Source organism: Vibrio crassostreae (assembly GCF_024347415.1).
GTDB lineage: Bacteria > Pseudomonadota > Gammaproteobacteria > Enterobacterales > Vibrionaceae > Vibrio > Vibrio crassostreae.
The window spans coordinates 3,096,454-3,114,315 of the sequence record NZ_AP025476.1 but is presented as its reverse complement, the minus strand read 5'-3'; the positions used below and the strand labels follow the sequence as shown (position 1 = coordinate 3,114,315).

The 17,862-nt window shown below is 44.9% G+C and carries 15 protein-coding genes; 7 read left to right on the top strand and 8 right to left on the bottom strand.

Features of this window, described 5'->3' with window-relative positions:
* Positions 1-333: 333 nt before the first annotated feature.
* From cysD to cysC, 4 genes are all read left to right on the top strand, one after another.
* Entirely contained in the window at positions 334-1,242 is a 909-nt protein-coding gene (gene cysD / locus OC193_RS13950) for a sulfate adenylyltransferase subunit CysD (protein WP_004735271.1), read from the top strand.
* 18 nt (positions 1,243-1,260) lie between these two features.
* Positions 1,261-2,691, top strand: coding sequence for a sulfate adenylyltransferase subunit CysN (gene cysN / locus OC193_RS13945; protein ID WP_048662155.1), 1,431 nt, complete (start codon positions 1,261-1,263; stop codon positions 2,689-2,691).
* Positions 2,692-2,756: 65 nt separating this feature from the next.
* Positions 2,757-4,481, top strand: coding sequence for an SLC13 family permease (locus tag OC193_RS13940; RefSeq protein WP_048659290.1), 1,725 nt, complete (start codon positions 2,757-2,759; stop codon positions 4,479-4,481).
* Positions 4,482-4,505: 24 nt separating this feature from the next.
* Complete coding sequence (cysC, locus tag OC193_RS13935) at positions 4,506-5,126, top strand: adenylyl-sulfate kinase (RefSeq protein WP_048662154.1); 621 nt, start codon at positions 4,506-4,508, stop codon at positions 5,124-5,126.
* Between the two features lie 164 nt (positions 5,127-5,290).
* On the opposite strand, the gene OC193_RS13930 is transcribed toward cysC, so the two are convergent.
* The 7 genes from OC193_RS13930 to OC193_RS13900 all read right to left on the bottom strand — a co-directional run bounded on the left by OC193_RS13930 (position 5,291) and on the right by OC193_RS13900 (position 10,969).
* Positions 5,291-6,199 carry a TIGR03899 family protein gene (locus OC193_RS13930; RefSeq protein ID WP_048659288.1) on the bottom strand — a complete coding sequence of 303 codons (909 nt, stop codon included), beginning with the start codon at positions 6,197-6,199 and terminating at the stop codon, positions 5,291-5,293.
* A gap of 351 nt (positions 6,200-6,550) precedes the next feature.
* The gene (locus OC193_RS13925) at positions 6,551-7,066 is read right to left on the bottom strand and encodes a DUF3299 domain-containing protein (RefSeq protein ID WP_017058892.1); all 516 of its coding nucleotides are present in this window, start codon (positions 7,064-7,066) and stop codon (positions 6,551-6,553) included.
* A gap of 14 nt (positions 7,067-7,080) precedes the next feature.
* Positions 7,081-8,340 (bottom strand): ABC transporter permease, encoded by a 1,260-nt coding sequence (locus OC193_RS13920; RefSeq protein ID WP_048659286.1) that lies wholly within the window; start codon positions 8,338-8,340, stop codon positions 7,081-7,083.
* Positions 8,337-9,053, bottom strand: coding sequence for an ABC transporter ATP-binding protein (locus OC193_RS13915; RefSeq protein ID WP_048659285.1), 717 nt, complete (start codon positions 9,051-9,053; stop codon positions 8,337-8,339). Before OC193_RS13915 ends, OC193_RS13920 begins: the two co-directional genes overlap by 4 nt.
* A 140-nt stretch (positions 9,054-9,193) precedes the next feature.
* Positions 9,194-9,994 (bottom strand): zinc uptake protein ZrgA, encoded by an 801-nt coding sequence (gene zrgA, locus OC193_RS13910; protein WP_048662153.1) that lies wholly within the window; start codon positions 9,992-9,994, stop codon positions 9,194-9,196.
* 42 nt (positions 9,995-10,036) lie between these two features.
* Positions 10,037-10,327 carry a DUF2607 family protein gene (locus tag OC193_RS13905; RefSeq protein WP_048659283.1) on the bottom strand — a complete coding sequence of 97 codons (291 nt, stop codon included), beginning with the start codon at positions 10,325-10,327 and terminating at the stop codon, positions 10,037-10,039.
* Positions 10,328-10,417: 90 nt separating this feature from the next.
* Positions 10,418-10,969 carry a YtfJ family protein gene (locus OC193_RS13900; RefSeq protein ID WP_048659282.1) on the bottom strand — a complete coding sequence of 184 codons (552 nt, stop codon included), beginning with the start codon at positions 10,967-10,969 and terminating at the stop codon, positions 10,418-10,420.
* A 252-nt stretch (positions 10,970-11,221) separates the two neighbouring features.
* Between OC193_RS13900 and OC193_RS13895 the strand changes: the two genes are divergently transcribed.
* Complete coding sequence (locus tag OC193_RS13895) at positions 11,222-11,422, top strand: DUF1107 family protein (protein ID WP_019821424.1); 201 nt, start codon at positions 11,222-11,224, stop codon at positions 11,420-11,422.
* 108 nt (positions 11,423-11,530) lie between these two features.
* Here the strand turns inward: OC193_RS13895 and msrA are convergent, their stop codons facing one another.
* Complete coding sequence (gene msrA / locus OC193_RS13890; RefSeq protein WP_048662151.1) at positions 11,531-12,160, bottom strand: peptide-methionine (S)-S-oxide reductase MsrA; 630 nt, start codon at positions 12,158-12,160, stop codon at positions 11,531-11,533.
* A gap of 195 nt (positions 12,161-12,355) precedes the next feature.
* On the opposite strand from msrA, the gene tamA reads away from it, so the two are divergent.
* Together tamA and tamB are read left to right on the top strand one after the other, a co-directional pair.
* Positions 12,356-14,068 carry an autotransporter assembly complex protein TamA gene (gene tamA / locus OC193_RS13885; RefSeq protein WP_048659280.1) on the top strand — a complete coding sequence of 571 codons (1,713 nt, stop codon included), beginning with the start codon at positions 12,356-12,358 and terminating at the stop codon, positions 14,066-14,068.
* Positions 14,065-17,823: an autotransporter assembly complex protein TamB gene (gene tamB / locus OC193_RS13880; RefSeq protein ID WP_048662150.1), complete on the top strand. Its 3,759-nt coding sequence runs from the start codon at positions 14,065-14,067 to the stop codon at positions 17,821-17,823. The genes tamA and tamB overlap by 4 nt, the downstream gene beginning before the upstream one ends.
* The last annotated feature ends 39 nt before the right edge of the window (positions 17,824-17,862 follow it).

Here is a 17,862-nt window from a genome sequence, read left to right as displayed (position 1 = left end):
GCAAGACGCCTCCCAAACCTGCTCAATCAATGTACAAATCACATCGATAGTATTAGTCCATTCATTTCACCTATTTATCGATGAATCTCATCCCTTATCAGCTTTTCGAATAAAAAATGAAATTTTAGAATTTCCAGTAATATGAGAGGCTCGTCATAATGCCTATATCAAGGACGTATCAGGCAGATGAATAGCAAGGATAGCTCAAAATGAAGCTTCTGTTTTCTTCTAGTGCCAATACTCCCATTCACTCAAGTGGATGAGTTAAATCCCTTGCTTGGCAAGACCAAGTAATGAATTGCTCGTACTGCGAGCCTTAAAGGAAGCACTGAAATGGACCAAGAACGTTTAACCCACCTAAAACAGCTTGAAGCGGAAAGTATTCATATTATCCGTGAAGTTGCTGCTGAGTTTGATAACCCAGTGATGATGTACTCCATCGGTAAAGATTCTTCTGTGATGCTTCATTTAGCTCGCAAAGCGTTTTATCCAGGCAAGATTCCATTCCCACTATTGCACGTTGATACGGATTGGAAATTCCGCGAGATGATTGAGTTTCGTGATCGTACGGCGAAAAAGTACGGCTTCGACCTTTTAGTACATAAGAACCCAGAAGGTATTGAGATGGGGTGTAGCCCGTTCGTACATGGTTCTTCTAAGCACACTGACATCATGAAAACTCAAGGCCTTAAGCAGGCGTTAAACAAGTACGGGTTCGATGCCGCTTTTGGTGGTGCGCGTCGTGATGAAGAAAAATCTCGAGCGAAAGAGCGTGTTTATTCTTTCCGCGACAAGAACCATACATGGGATCCAAAAAACCAGCGTCCTGAGCTTTGGCACACCTACAACGGTCAGGTGAATAAGGGCGAAAGCATTCGTGTATTCCCATTATCAAACTGGACTGAACTGGATATTTGGCAATACATCTATCTAGAGAGCATCGATATTGTTCCACTTTACCTTTCAGACAAGCGCCCGGTTGTTGAGCGTGATGGCATGCTTATCATGGTTGATGATGACCGCATGGAGCTGCAAGAAGGTGAAGTGATTGAAGAGAAAAGCGTTCGTTTTCGTACTTTAGGCTGTTACCCACTAACCGGAGCGGTTGAATCTGAGGCGAATACGCTAACAGGCATTATTGAAGAGATGCTGGTGGCTACGTCTAGTGAGCGTCAAGGTCGAGCGATTGACCATGATCAGTCAGGCTCTATGGAGCTGAAAAAGCGCCAAGGTTATTTCTAAGAATCTAAGGAAAGAAAAATGAATAGTGCAGTAGAAGCCGAATTGGCTGAACTAGGGATTGAAGGTTATCTAAGTCAGCATCAGCATAAATCTATGCTTAGATTTTTAACTTGTGGCTCAGTAGATGACGGTAAAAGTACGCTAATTGGTCGCTTGCTCCATGATACAAAACAGATTTATGAAGATCAGCTAGCCGCAGTTCACTCGGATAGCCAACGAGTGGGTACTACAGGTGAGAAGCCTGACTTGGCACTGCTTGTTGATGGCTTGCAGGCTGAACGTGAGCAAGGCATCACGATCGATGTCGCTTACCGCTACTTCTCGACGCAAAAACGTAAATTCATTATTGCTGATACCCCTGGGCATGAGCAGTACACGCGCAACATGGCTACAGGCGCTTCAACGTGTGATCTGGCGGTGATCTTGATTGATGCTCGTAAGGGCGTACTGGATCAAACGCGTCGTCACTCGTTTATTTCTAACTTGCTTGGTTTGAAGCATTTCATCGTTGCAGTCAACAAGATGGATCTCGTGGAATATTCACAAGATCGTTTTGAAGAGATTCGCGATGAATACCTAGAGTTTGCTGAAAACCTAGAAGGCGAAACTAACATTCAGATCCTGCCAGTTTCGGCGCTTGAAGGCATCAACGTTGCTGCACCAAGTAAAGAGCTAGCATGGTTCGAAGGTCCATCTCTACTGGAAGTGTTAGAGAACGTCGATATTGATCAAAAGCGTTCTGCGGGAGAATTCCGTTTCCCTGTGCAGTATGTGAATCGTCCGAACTTAGATTTCCGTGGCTTTGCAGGCACAGTGGCCTCTGGCCGTGTAAGTGTTGGTGACGAAATCAAAGCACTGCCGTCAGGCAAAACGTCTAAGGTTGCACGTATCGTGACCTTTGATGGTGATTTGGAATCTGCACAAGCGGGCTTGGCGGTAACGCTGACCCTTGAAGATGAGATCGACATCAGCCGTGGTGATTTGATTGTGTTGGAAAACGCTCAGATTGAATCTACTAACCACGTATTGGCTGACATCGTGTGGATGACAGAGCAACCACTACAACCGGGCAAAGCTTATGACATCAAGATCGCAGGCAAGAAAACCGTCGGTCAGGTTGAAACCGTTCGTCACCAATACGACATCAACAACCTGTCGACTCACGCCGTTGATGAGTTGCCACTTAATGGCATTGGCTTGTGTGAATGGTCATTGAACGAGACAGTTGCGCTGGATAAATACCGTGAAAGTGCCGATACCGGTGGCTTCATCGTTATCGACCGTCTAACTAACGTGACGGTTGGCGCAGGTTTGATTCGAGACCGTTTGGACTCTGTTGAACAGCAAGTGGGTAACTTCTCTGCATTTGAACTTGAGTTCAACGCATTGGTTCGCAAGCATTTCCCTCATTGGGATGCCAAAGATTTAAGCCAACTACTGAAGTCATAAACGACTAAGTAACAGCTTATTGAATCAGGCGGAAACCGATCGTTTCCGCCATAAAGGACGGGTATATGTGGCAACAAGGATTTGTATTAGCGATTTTGCTCGGCATTATTACTTGCCTGCTCGTTACCCGTATTAAGCCAAGCTTTATTTTTGCTGGTGCGGCGTTTATTGCTTTTATGGCTGGTATGATCGACTTGTCGAGCTTAGCCAATAATTTCACTAACTCCTCATTACTGACTTTAATTCTTCTGATCCTCGCATCAAGTGCGTTGGAGAAAACTCGCTTAATCAGCTGGGTTAGCCGCAATATCTCTGAAGGTAGGCTAGGTACTGTGGTTGCGAAGTTAGGTATTTCCACAGCGTTACTTTCTTCTTTTACTAATAACACAGCGGTGGTTGTTTCTTTGATCGGGGCGATCAAACGTAATCAACAACATGCGCCATCTAAACTGCTTATCCCTCTGTCATACGCTGCCATCTTAGGTGGAACGCTGACATTGATCGGCACTTCAACTAATTTGATCATCAATAGCTTTGTTGAAGATGCCGGACTGCCGAGTTTAAACTTTTTCACACCAACCTTGATCGGTTTAGCGGTCTTGGTCGGTGGCGTGTTGATCCTTATCCCTCTGAGTTACTTCTTACCAAGCTACGATGATGGTTCCCAAGATGATCTGCCTTACTTCTTAGAAGCCAGAGTTGAGCCAGGTTCACCGTTAGTTGGTCGTAGTGTCAGTGAAAATAACCTCCGAGCATTGAGAAAACTGTTCTTAGCGGAAGTGATTCGCGACGGTAAAACCACGGCTTCGATTGACCCTGATTTTATTCTTCAAGCTCGTGACCGATTGCTGTTTTGTGGTGATGTCGAGAGCGTGGCGACACTGCAAGAAATCCAAGGACTGACTCTGTTTGGTCAGCACCATTTGAATGGTCAGAGCTTCGTTGAAGTTGTGGTGAGTTCATCGGCAAGCTTTTGTAACAAAACACTGAAAACCAGCCAGTTTAGAGACCGTTTCGATGCAGTTGTGGTTGCTATTCGTCGTGGTCATGAACGCCTTGAAGGTGGGTTAGGGAATATCACATTGACCGCTGGTGATACCTTGATTTTGGTTCCCGGTAAACGCTTTGAAGAACAGCGCCAACAACACAACAAAGAGTTTGTGTTGATGAATGACTTAGATTCGAGTGCCAAGCTTGATGCCGATAAATCGACGTTTGTGTTGCTCGGCTTTGCTAGCGTAATTGGCCTTGCTCTTGTTGATGTAGTACCTATTATCAAAGGCTTAGCTGGTTTCTTACTATTGCTGGTGGCATTTGGCGTGGTACAACTTGGTGAACTTCGTCGCCGTTTTCCGGTTGATATTGTGGTGATCGTGGGCTCTGCGCTGTCTATTGCTCAACTGATGATTTCATCAGGACTATCTGAGCGCATGGGGTTGATGTTCATGGAGGCCTTTAATGGTTGGGGCGTGTTCGGCGCGTTAGTTGCGACTTACTTTATGACTTTGGTTCTGACTGAGCTTGTTACCAATAATGCGGCTGCAGCACTTTCATTTCCTATTGGTTACAGCATGGCGGTAGGCTATGGCGTCGATCCCATGCCGTTTATCATGGCGGTACTATTTGGTGCCAGTGCTAGTTTCATTTCTCCATACGGCTACCAAACCAACTTACTAGTTTATAGCGTAGGTAATTACCATCTTACGGATTACCTACGTATTGGTATTCCAATCTCGATTGTTTATTCGGGTTTGGTATTGACCCTAATTCCTTATTTTTTCCCATTTTAATGCTGTTTATTTAAAGGACTAATTATGACCGCAGTACTCAAACCAAAAGATGAGAATGTTGTGTGGCATCAACACTCGATTGATAAAACATTTCGCGCGGATCTGAAATCACAAAAGCCAGCTGTGCTCTGGTTCACGGGGTTGTCTGGTTCTGGTAAATCGACAGTCGCTGGCGCATTAGAAAATCGCTTGGCACAGCTTGGTTACCATACTTACTTATTGGATGGCGACAATGTGCGTCATGGATTATGTAGTGACCTTGGCTTCTCTGAGCAGGATCGTAGAGAGAACATCCGTCGTATTGGTGAACTCGCTAAATTGATGGCGGATGCAGGCTTGATCGTGTTGTCAGCCTTTATTTCTCCGCACCAAGCAGAAAGACAGTTGGTACGTGACTTACTGCCGGAAGGTGAGTTTCTGGAGGTGTTCGTCAATACGCCATTAGAGGTTTGCGAACAGCGTGATCCTAAAGGTCTGTATAAGAAAGCACGTGCCGGAGAGATCTCGAACTTTACAGGTATTAGTTCAGTGTACGAAGCGCCTCAGAACCCTGAGGTTGATCTACCCGCAGGTGAGAAGACGCTCGATGAATTGGTTGAACTGTGTATTGATGCGTTGGAGAAGCGAAATATTTTAGCCAATTGAGATCGTTGGTATGATTAAGGCTGTCCACTTGCTTATCGGTTTGTTCATAACTGATAAGTAATACAGCCTTGGTTTACCGAGACAAGAAACCTATCCTCTATATTCTCTTTATTCTTCTCAATCCACTTCACTTTTTACACCGTCTATTTCTTAAACTCTATTATCTAGACGGTGTAATTCACGCTGCTTTTCACTTCTGTCTGAACCGTGAATTTCTGGCTCAATAGTGCAATCAGCTGGTCGTAATACTGTGTGTTTGGCTTGTTGCCAAGCAAGGTACAAAGCTCATTACCTGTTGGGCTGAATCGGTAGTAAACCAGCTTCACCCCTTTTGATAACGGTGCCAGTGACATACTTTTACCTTGATAGGTTAGGTGCAGAGCTGGATCGAAATCAATTTCTCCAGACTCTAACTCAGTGCCGAGAATAATCCCGAGTTCAATCAAATGGAGCAGGCTAGAGTAGGGAAGGTTATGCCCACCAAGGTTGATGGTGTTGGTGGTGTCTCTTTTACCAAAGCTGAACAGCCCTGCATGAGATTTGAAGCCGAGTAAGAGCTTTCTGCTGTTATCGCTACCAAAGCTACAACCCAGTGATGCCGCTCTTTGTAGGGTCAGTGCTTCCTTTGGCGTCATGTCTTTTAAGATCTGAAGCGCCTTCATCGACGTTGAGCCTGGGTTAGTGACTTCTCGTTTCAGTACTTGAGCCCATAGCCTTTGCATCGATGTATTGTGGATCTCTTGTGCCATATCGAAAAAGCGGTACAGCCAGTCCTGATCCGGGTCGCCCGCCGCTTCATCCTTACATGAAGAGTGCGCCAACTTTAGAATCTGTTCTAGGTTCTTTTGGCGAAGCTCTCTACGTTTTTTCTCTCGCAATAGTGCCCGTTCGATAAGGGTACTCTCACCTTTATCGTTTGGCTTTGCATTGTGACTAATTAAGGAATCGAGGCCGAAGCTTTGTGCGATGTGCAGCATTCTGCTGGCACTGTCGGCAATATGAGGCTTTTTCTCATGCTTGTGCTGTGTATCGCTAGCATGCTCGATGATCACTGGCTGTTTGGTTTCTGACATAAGAGTATCCTAAGGAAACGACTTAACTGTCTAAAATGTAACTCTTTATCTGATTGGTGGCTAGATTTTGCGTGCAGAGTTGAAGGTTTCAACAAAATTTTACTTTTGCTAATGATAATAAAATGTTAAATTTGTTGTAATTCTCAAGGAGGAGTTATGAATCAAGTCAATGATAACAAGCTGAAGAAACAGCTCAGTATAGGGTTATTGCTCGCGACTTATGTTGCTGTTCTAGCTTACTTATCTAATTACATCGCGTAATTCAGAAGAAAATTATCGTTATTAAACTGTTATTGAATGATCTCACTCGTTCAGTGACGGCAGCTCATCCTTGAGCCACCCTTCTAATGACTACATGTCGTCATATTCTTCAATCGCAGTACCTTCAATAAGATAACCTGTTTGCGCTAAGTCATGGCTGATCGACTCAGTTTTTAGCGTACCGACTAAATAAATTACATCCCATAACTGCTGTATTGGCGCACCTTTCGGGAACTTCACGTAGATGATTTGGTTCGGTGGCGGCGGTGGCACGTGGATACATGCGCCAAAGTACGGTACCAGCAGAAACTCAGTGATCATATTCTCATCACCTTCCAATGGAATCACAAAGCCTGGAATCTTCACTGTGCTGCCATTTAGCTCTGGGCGAACAGCACCAAGTGTCGATTGTTGAGGTTTGTCCATACTATTGTGGTCAACCATTGGCATACCAAATGAATCTAGTTGAGCGCGCTCTGATTCTGGAATCAAATCAATCCATTCAAGTGTTAATACCGATTCGTCATTCTGAGTGGTTTCAGCGTGAGCTGTACTGATAAATGGGAACAGAAGTAGCCCAAGTATCAGTAGGAATTTGCGTTGCATCGTAGGTTCCTATTTTAGATTCGAATCGTCATGCCATCAGACAATGACTGGCGGTAAGCCCTGAAAGCGGGAATAAAGCCGATAATGATTCCGGCAACTTGGACCAGCATAAGCAGTTTCCACTCATGAGGTGTGATTGCGGATATCGATATGTTGATACCATAACTTTGTTGCACAATAGGAGCAACCACTGCGATCAGCGCAAATAACACCGCAACACCTAATGTAATGCCAAGGAAGGTCAGCGCACTGGCTTCACTGATCAGTAAACCAAACACATGGCGAGGTCTTGCGCCCATCGCACGCAGGATCGCCATCTCGCGACGCCTTTCTTGCAAACTAGTGAGTAGGCTACTGAGCATGCCCAATAAACCGGCGACAACAACAAATCCTGAAACAATTAACAATGCTTGTTCTGCTACAGCCATCATTCCCCACAATTCGTGAAGGGCAATGCCCGGCATAATGGCGCTCAAAGGTTCTTGACGGTAGTTATTGATCTCTCTTTGCAGTGCGAAGGTTTGGATCTTCGAATTCAGCCCGAGCATCATTGCGGTAATCTGCTTCGGTTGGAAATCAAAAGTCTTTAAGGTTTCGGCATCCGGTGTGTGTCCTAGGTTGGCACCTGACTCCCAGCCAACATGAATCGCTTCAATAGCCTCTAACGAAACATGAACGGTCTTGTCTACCGGCGTTCCTGTTGGTGCAAGTATTCCGACAATCTTGAAGGGCAGATTATCGTGACGGCTGAACGCCACATCGCTGATACCGTGTGCAAGAATGATCTGGTCACCGATTTTGTAATCCAGTTTCTTAGCGACATCGGCACCAATCACTACATCGAATAGCTGTTCAAATTCTTTACCTTGTTGGAAAGTAAGTAACTGCTTACTTCCATAGCGATAGTTTTCAAAGTAACTATGATTTGTACCCATCACGCGGAAGCCTTTGTGTGAATCGCCCAATGAGATTGGGATCGCCCACTTTACTGCGTTGTGCTGGCTAAATTCTTGGTAGCTTTTCCAGTCGATGTTGTTGGTCGCATTACCGATTCTGAATACTGAGTAAAGCAGTAGGTTTACCTGACCAGAACGGCCACCGACGATAAGGTCTGTACCTGAAATGGTATTCGCAAAGCTGCTCTTGGCTTCGGTTCTTACGCGCTCTACACCGAGCAAGAGAATGACAGACACCGCCACGGTAAGAATAGTCAGAATAGCCGTGGCTTTACGATTGAGTACGCTTTTTAAGGCTAAGTGAGTAATTACTTTCATACGACAACCTTAGCTTGGTTAACGGTTTTTAAATCTATGGTTCGAGTGAACAACTTTTCGAGTGTTGGATCGTGACTCACAAAGATAAGCGTCGAGCCCGCTTGATTGGCCTGTTCTAGCAACAGTTCGATAAAAGCTTCTCGGTTGTCATGATCTAAAGCCGAGGTTGGTTCGTCGGCAATAATGATTTTGGGTTGGCCGATCAAAGCACGAGCGGCAGCAACACGTTGTTGTTGGCCAATACTCAGCTCAGTAACAGGTTTATCCATTAAGGCTTGAGGTAGCTTTAGTCGTAATAATAAATCTTGAGCGGTTGCTTGCAGGCTGTTCTTACTTTCCGTTACTTGTTGCTTGCGAATAGCTGAGAACTGGCAAGGAAGCGTCACGTTGTCGATTACTGATAAGTAAGGGAGCAGGTTAAATTGTTGGAAGATATAACCTATATGGTCGGCTCTGAATTTGTCTCTTTGACGAGGTGTAAGCTGAGTCAGGTCTTGGCCTAAGATAGAGACTTCACCTTGTTCGGCTTGGTTGATTCCAGTCAGCAGGCCTAACAATGTTGATTTCCCACAACCACTTGGCCCTTTTATGAAAAGGTGCTCTTGAGCTTGGATGTGCAGAGAAGGGATCTCTAGCGTTGGCGGTAATTCAGGCTTCCAACGAAAGCTAATATTTTCGAGTTTGACCACAAGTGATGAACTGTCAGAGGGCATGCGAGCTCCAATAATTAAAGCGGTGTATCTACTGGACAGCAATTAGAAGTATAAATTCCCTAGAGCACACCGATTTGAACAGCCAAGTAAGTAGGTACTTACTTGGCTGCTTATTTACGTTTAATCCGATCTGGGAGTGATTAGAATCGGAAACTAATACGCTCTGCGTTAAGTACTTCTTGTACTTGAGCTGTGTCTGTTAGTAGGTTCACCGTCATTTTTTCAGTGTTGCTGAACTTAGAGAACCACTGAGTGCTAACTGTGTCTAGCTTAGCAACATCTGAACATTCATAGTGGTACTCAACAGTGAACTCACCGTGGCCACCTTGTGAGTGATCATGGCCTTCATGGTCGTGGTGATCGTGACCTTCATGGTCGTCATGATCGTGTTCAGCGTGGTCATGGTCTTTGTGGTCGTCATGATCATGTTCAGCATGGTCATGGTCTTTGTGGTCATCATGATCATGTTCAGCGTGGTCATGGCCTTCGTGGTCATCATGATCGTGTTCAGCATGGTGATGGTCTTTGTGGTCGTCATGATCGTGCTCAGCGTGGTCATGGCCTTCGTGGTCATCATGACCGTGTTCAGCGTGATCATGGCCTTCATGTTCATCATGATCGCCTTCTAGCGTGTTAGTCACTGATTTAAATTTCAGAGTACAGCTCGCATTGTTAAAGCTAAACAGTTCGTCTGGCTTGTTCAGTTGTGCGATAGCTTGTTCAAACACTTTCTTTTGCTCAGCGGTTTCTGGAGCATGTTCAAAGCCAACCACATCGGCACCTGGCGCTGTTACTTCAACAAGCAGTTCTTGCCCATCTTGCGCTATGTTTACTTCAACTTGACCATGTACGTGTGCATCATGAGAGCGGAATTCTTCGTTAGCTAGAACATTTGTAGAGACAGTCATGCCGATAACAACGGCTAAAATAGAAGGTTTCATGTTTTGTTTCCTGAATAAAGGTTAATTAAAAAGTAGTGGTAATTAAGCGATATTTACAGGAGGTGAGCGTGCCAAGTAAGCGAAATATAGCCGCTGTAGTGAGGTTACTGATTCTGTGATAACGGCAGTAAACTCTGAATGAAACTCTGGAACTTGTGGCAGCGAGTGTGCCGTAATGAACTGATTTATTGAAAACAACTCACAGTGATGCGAAGTGTGGTGCTCTGGGTCAATGTCCACCATGTGTGTTGCTGCTAACACGCTTAGCATGAGCATCAGCCCAAGCAAGAAGCCTGTTTTGCGTTTCACATTGTTGGGTATGTCTTGCCACATCAGGATGATTAACCACAGAATAAAAAAAGGATACTGTTATAATATAACAATATCCTTTGATAAGATCTCGAAAAAGAGGTGAATATCTGATTAAAGACTCGCTTTAATCAATTCAATAACTTGCGTGACCTCTGATTCGTTAAGTGCGCCTTCTTTCACAAACAAGATTTTCCCTTGTTTATCTTGAACGATAATCGCCGAGCTCTCTTCTTTCAGAGCCCAAGATGAAGCGACGGTGCCATCTTCGTCTAACACCATAGAAGACCATGGAAACTCTTCTTTGCTGCTTTCTGCTGACGATTTAACAAAAGAACCCGTACCCCAGATAGCATCATCTTGGTTGATGATGGTGGTGGTTTGGTAGCTGTCTTCTGAGAACTTCGAGGCGGTAATGGCTGCCATCAATGGTGCGTTTAGCTCTTTAGAGCTGCTACGGCCAGCGATAGCTTGAACGACGCGAACTTTACCTAGGAGGTTGCTGGTTGCCCAAGTTTGATATCCGGTATTACCGTCGTTTAGAACGATTTCACCATAGTTGCTAACATCAACAGCAGGCAGAGTTGAACCTACAGATAGATTGTGAGCATTGGCGAAGAGTGGAGAGGCTGCGGCTAAAAAAGCCAGTAGAGTTTTGTTTTTCATTATATTTTTGTTCCGCTTATTGGTTTGCACTGGAAGTATAATATGAAATTTGAAAAATGCCTCTTTAACTTTTTTATCGTACGATGTAGAAATAAGTTGCAGGCTTGTTACCAAAAGGTATAATGCATCAATATCAAGATGAACAATAGATTATCTTGCTGTTTGCTAAAGGAATTAGCGATTAAATGTGCTTCGAATACGGTGGTGTTCAGGTGTGTGACTGTAGTACTCAAATGGAATTGAGGTTGTATTATGTTAAGAAAATTTTCTACTTACCGTCCACATCAGGTGGCGCGTTTCGTTAAAGTCCTGTTCAAGGGCCAATTTGCTATCGAAGGTGTCGGAGAGTTTCGCTTCGACCAAGGCAAGGTGCTTCTTCCTGAAGTTTCAGACAAACAAAAGCTCACTATTTTTAAAGAAGTTAACGGCACGATTGCTGCGTTGCCGGTGTAACTGCGCTTTATCGATTTGTTTGCACCGAATAGATTAACAATGAAGAGGGCTTCCTAATGGAAGCCCTTTTTAATGCGTGTCGTTCTCGCTGGTATGTCGAACGGCGCTTTATTGTGGAGGGAAGCAGACACCGGTTCCACCCAACCCGCAATAACCATTCGGGTTTTTAGCTAGGTATTGCTGGTGGTAGGTTTCTGCGAAAAAATATTTTCCAGCAGGCAGAACTTCCGTCGTGATCTCGTTGCCTAATGATTCAGTCATTGCTCGTTGATATTCACGTTTAGAGTGCTCAGCGATAGATTGTTGTTCTTCACTGAAGGTGTAAATCGCGGAACGGTATTGAGTCCCTAAATCGTTGCCTTGGCGCATCCCTTGAGTTGGGTCATGACGCTCCCAAAAGGTTTCAAGTATTCGAGCTAGAGAGGTTTGTTCGCTATCGAAAATGACACGAACGACTTCGGTATGGCCAGTTTGTCCAGTACATACTTGTTCATAAGTGGGGTTAACAGTGTATCCGCCAGCGTAACCAACGGATGTTGAAATAACGCCATCCAATTGCCAAAACAAGCGCTCAGCTCCCCAGAAGCATCCCATACCAAGTAGGACTTCTTGTTGAGAACTCGTAGGCGCATCGAGCAGGTCAGTTTGATTGACGAAATGGCGCTCAGTAATTCGAATTGGGTCAGCATTTCCCGGTAATGCGGTTGCTGCAGAAACCAGTTGTTGTTTGTTTAGCATGTTATATTCCTTTTCGCATACGTTTACCGCGCTGGCTTTTATTTAACATGGGTTCATATTAACTGTTGGTCAATATTGAATAAGTCTTTAAATTAGACCGTGTTATTCCAGGATTTATTACAGACTCAATGCCTATTTAGCGGTATTATTTCTTTTCACTTATTAACGTATTGATAACTTCTTCACCAATTAAACATGATAAGAAAAACTTTACCAGTTCTGATTGGCACTCTACTGTCATCGACGCTCGCTTTCGCTGACGTTTCCCTTGAAATCAAAGGGCTGGATGGAGCGCTTGAGGATAATGTTGATGCTTATCTGAGTGCGATCCCTGAAGAAGAGTATTCGATCTCACTAAGGTTCCAATCTCGCTTGGAATCTATGATTAAAGAAGCCCTGAATGCGTTAGGCTACTACCAACCTGTTATCACATTTACTCACTCCGAAGATGATACCGAGTTGACCGTTACGGTTGAGTCGGGAGAGCCTGTTATTATTTATGCTTCCGATATCGTTCTGACGGGTGAAGCCAAAGATGACCCAGACTTTCTAGCGTTGATCGCTAAGAGTAAGCTGTCTAAAGGTTCAATCTTGAACCATGGTAATTATGACTCTTTGAAATCGTCGATACGTAATCTTGGATTAGCGAAAGGCTATTTTGATGGGGCATATGACCTCAGTAAGCTAGAAGTCGCCCCTGAATTAAACCGCGCTTATGTTCGTCTTCATTATAACAGTGGTATTCGCTATCACTTTGGTACCACTCAGGTTACTGGTAGCCAAATAGAAGAGGATAAGGTGCAGTCACTCAAACCATTTAAAGATGGCGAACCTTACTCCATTACCAAAGTTGGTGAGTACAACCAAAATCTATCTAATACTGATTGGTTCTCGTCGGTATTTGTTGAGCCTGATTTAAGCCAGTTGGGTGAGGGCAGAGAGATTCCGATGAAGGTTAGCCTTGCTCCACAAGCTCGTAACCAAATCGAAACGGGTATCGGTGTCTCAACAGACCTTGGTGTGAAAGGCACTCTTAAATGGAAAAAACCTTGGGTTAACGAAAAAGGCCATAGCTTCAATAGTAGCTTGTCGATTTCTAAGCCTGAACAGACGATTACGGCGGCGTATAAAATCCCATTGGATGACGTACTTAATGACTACTATCAAGTTAAGTACGGTATGAAGAACTTAGATAACCGAGATACCAAAAGTTTGGAATCAAATTTAGCCTTAGAAAGGTATTGGCGTCTGGATAATGGCTGGCAGCGCACGGTATTCATTCGGTACTTGGTCGAAAACTATGAGCAAGGTTTACAAGACGATTTAGCACAATTTGTATTGCCGGGGATCTCGTTCTCACGAACTCGAACACGAGGCGGTTCGATGCCGATGTGGGGCGATAAACAAACCATTATGTTTGAGGCGGCTGATGACACATTGTTATCTGAAACCAAGGTGGTACGTTTTCAAGGGCGAACGGCATGGATACGAAGTATTGGCAATAACCATCGTGGTTTAACTCGCCTTCAATTCGGCGGTAACTTTGCAGACGAGTTTGAGAAGCTGTCTCCCTCGCTAAGGTTCTTTGCCGGTGGTGACAACAGTATCCGTGGTTATGGTTATGAGTCTATCTCTCCTCGCGATGAAAGTGGCGCACTAACGGGTGCAAAATTCATGGCAACCAGTTCGTTTGAATACCAATACCGTTTGGTTGGAAACTGGTGGGGGGCGGCATTCTACGACATTGGTGATGCATTCAATGACAAGCCAGATTGGAAGCACGGTACCGGAGTCGGGGTACGGTGGGCCTCTCCTGTTGGCCCAGTGAGTTTAGACTTTGCTTGGGGTCTAGATGCTAAGAAAGGCGATGAGTTCCAACTGCACTTTAGTTTAGGACCAGAATTATGATCAAAGTAGTGGGCAAGTGCATCAAGTGGACGTCGATTTCATTGACGTCTATTTTGCTGTTGTTGATAGCCCTGCTAGGTTTTGTTTTGTTTACCAATCCAGGGTTGAACACTGTGCTGTGGGGCGCAGAGAAAGCGTTGCCACAACTTAAAGTGGAAAGTACCAAAGGGGCACTTTTCCCAAGCTTTACGCTTAATAACGTTCAGTTTAAAGATGACAGCCTGTATATCGATACCAAGGTTCAAAAGCTGAACTTGGCTATTAATCCTCGCTGCCTGCTCGATCCTAAGCTGTGTGTCGATCGTTTAGCTATTCAGGGGTTGGACTTCGCATTTACTGAATTACCGCCATCTTCTACAGAAGAAGCAGAGCCTACTCCGCCCGTAACATCGGTAAAAACACCACTACCAATCGTGATCAATCGAATCGCTTTATCTGATATCAAACTGAATATCCTAGGTCATGAGATTGAATGGAGCCTGTTCTCTACGGCTTTGAGTATGCAGGGCGAAAAGCTGACGGTATCGCCAACCTTATTCAATGATCTGAAAGTTAAACTCGCGGAATCGACAGAAGCACCGCAAGCAGAAGCTGTCGAGCCAGAGACTGCTACTAAAACTGCTATCGAATTACCGGAAGTCTGGATTCCTTTACAGATTATGTTGGAGCGTTTTGATCTCAACCGTTTTACCTTAGAGCAAGAAACGCCAATTGTGGTGAACCATCTTGGACTCGAGGCGCAAGCTGGTGGGCACTCTGTGAACGTTTCATCTCTCGAGCTCGACATGCCACAAGCAAGCGCGAATCTAACGACTAAGGTTGAGCTCAAAGGTGGCTACCCGCTAGACCTTTCTTTAGATGCTTTGGTGAAAGAAACCGACCTTGCTGGGCAGAAGTTGTCTCTGAAAGCGCAAGGTAGCGTGGCTAAACTAAACCTAGATTCCCAATTTTCTGATCTGATTGAGGCAAAGTTGTCTGGGGAGATTCAACCGCTAGAGCCAACTCTACCGTTTGACCTTCTTTTAGAGGGCGGCCAAGCGCAATGGCCTCTTACAGGCAAAAGCGATTACCAAGCGACAATTGATCAATTCAAAGCTGATGGCTCACTAGATCGTTTCAATGTTCTACTTAAAGGTGAAGCGGATGGTAAGGAGATTCCTGCCCTAGCCATCGACCTAAAGGGTAAAGGTACCACTGAACAAATAGAGCTTGAGCGACTGAAACTGAAGACCTTGGGCGGTGAACTCAATGGCTCGGTCAAAGCGAGCTGGAAAAAACTTGTGAATTGGCAAGCGGATGTGACCCTAAAAGACATTCAGCCTGGTCTGCAATGGCCAGAAGCGGAAGGTAACATCAGCGGTAGTTTAGTGACTTCGGGGGAATTGACCGAAGCTGGTGGCTGGGCGATTGAGCTACCTAAGCTTGATATCGAGGGTATCTTGCGTGATTACCCGTTGGACATCGAAGGTCAGTTGTCAGCGTCGGATCGTAGTGCAAGTGGTGAGCCTAAACTGCAAACCAGCGGCTTGAGCTTGGCTCATGGTGTTAACTCGATTAAGGCACAAGGACAGCTTGATAAGCAATGGGACATGGGCGTTGATATTTACTTCCCTGAGCTGGTGAAAAGTGTTCCAGACTTGAAAGGACAAGTGATTGGTAACATCCAACTTAGCGGCCCCACGAAAGAGCCTGAAGTCGATCTTGCACTTAATGTTGATAAGGTCGATTGGAATAACGAAGCAACACTAGAATCCCTATCGCTTAATGGTTCGGTGGTTCCCCTACCATTGCCTGAAGCTCAAGCCGATCTTGTATTAAAAGCTAAGAACCTAACCTATCAAGATCAAAGTGTGGAAAGCATTGATCTTACGGTGAGTGGTGGCGAAAAGAAACACACAGTGACACTTGATGTGATATCCGACATCGTGTCGACCAGCTTGGCTATCTCTGGAAAATTGATTCAGAAGCCTTCTCTTATTTGGGATGGTTCGTTAGACAGAGTCAAAATCACCACTCAGCAGGGGCCTTGGGTATTAGAGCAGCCTGTCGCGATAAAGGCGGACGTCGATAAGCAGTTTGCCGACGTTCAAGCGCACTGCTGGAAGCAATCTAGTTCGAGTGTGTGTCTGGATGAGGATATCCGCGCCGGAAAATCAGGTGAGGCTAAGATTGCAATCAATCAGTTCGACTTCGATCAGATCAAAGCCTTTGTTCCTAAAGAGACGGAACTGCAAGGTTTAGTGAATGTTAAAGCTCATGCCAAGTGGTCTGAACAAGGTGAGCCTGAGGTTACGGTAAGCGTTGATATGCCGAAAGGTCAGGTTGTTCAACAAGTTGGCGAGCCCATCACACTGGGTTGGGAAAGCGTTGCATTGAATGCCCAGCTAAAAGACAACAAACTGGATGCCGACTTTAAGTTGGATGTTTCCGACAATGGTGATCTGTCTGGCACGGTGTCGCTACCGGATATTCTTGTCGAAGACAAAATGGTCGATGCTGCAATTAAGCTGACCACGTTCCACCTTGATTTCTTACAGCCACTCCTAGGTGAATATAGTTTATTAAAAGCCGACCTTGAGAGTGAGCTTCAAGTTAAAGGCTCTTTGATGCACCCTCAAGTATTTGGTCAATTCTTTGTTGATGGCATTCAAGTCAAAGGTGATGTTACGCCTGTTGATGTGAAAGATGGCCGTATCGCTCTCGACTTTGATGGTTATAGTGCAAAGTTGGATGCGAATATTGAAACGCCCGATGGTCACCTTGATATCGAGGGAGGCGGGGTTTGGCAAGATCTTAAAGCATGGCACTCTAACGTCAGAGTGTTTGCTGATGAGTTGATGGTTGATATTCCGCCGATGGTCAAGGTGAAGGTCGTGCCTGATATGACCATTGATGTCACACCAGAATTGGCGAAAATCACCGGTGATATTGCATTACCATGGGGACGAATTGTTGTAGAAGACTTACCACCGTCAGCGGTAGGTGTCTCTTCTGATCAAGTTATCTTGAATAAAGATCTAGAGCCAGAAAACGAAGATGCGATTCCATTCAATGTGATGACTAATATTAATATTTCTATTGGTGATGACTTTAAATTGTCTGCCTTTGGTCTTGAAGGTGATTTGGTCGGTAAGCTTAACGTGGCTCAAAAAGATCAAGGTCCTTTTATTACAGGCGAAGTAAACATCGTCGATGGTACTTACCAATCATTCGGGCAAGACCTGTTGATCGAAGAAGGTAAGATTCTAATGAACGGACCTCCGGACCAGCCATACGTCGCGATAAATGCGGTACGTAACCCTGATAATACTCAGGACGATGTGACAGCAGGTATTCGAGTGACTGGCCCAGCGACAGAGCCGACGATAGAGATTTATTCTGACCCTGCAATGCCGCAAGCCAATGCGCTGTCTTATATTTTGCGTGGCCAAGATATCGACGGTGAGTCGAGCGGTTCGATGACAACCACCTTAATTGGTTTGAGTTTAGCGAAGAGCGGTAAGGTTGTTGGCGAAATCGGTGAGGCATTTGGTGTACAGGATTTACAACTGGATACCGCAGGTTCTGGTGATGACTCACAAGTAACGGTAAGTGGTTACATTTTGCCAGGCTTACAGGTGAAGTATGGTGTGGGTATCTTCAACTCGTTGGGTGAGTTTACCGTTCGTTATCGATTGATGCAGGATCTTTATGTCGAAGCTGTATCTGGCCTAGACAGTGCAGTAGACCTTCTTTATCAATTTGAGTTCGAGTAACACTTTGAGCGGGATTGACTAGCGGATGATGAATACTAG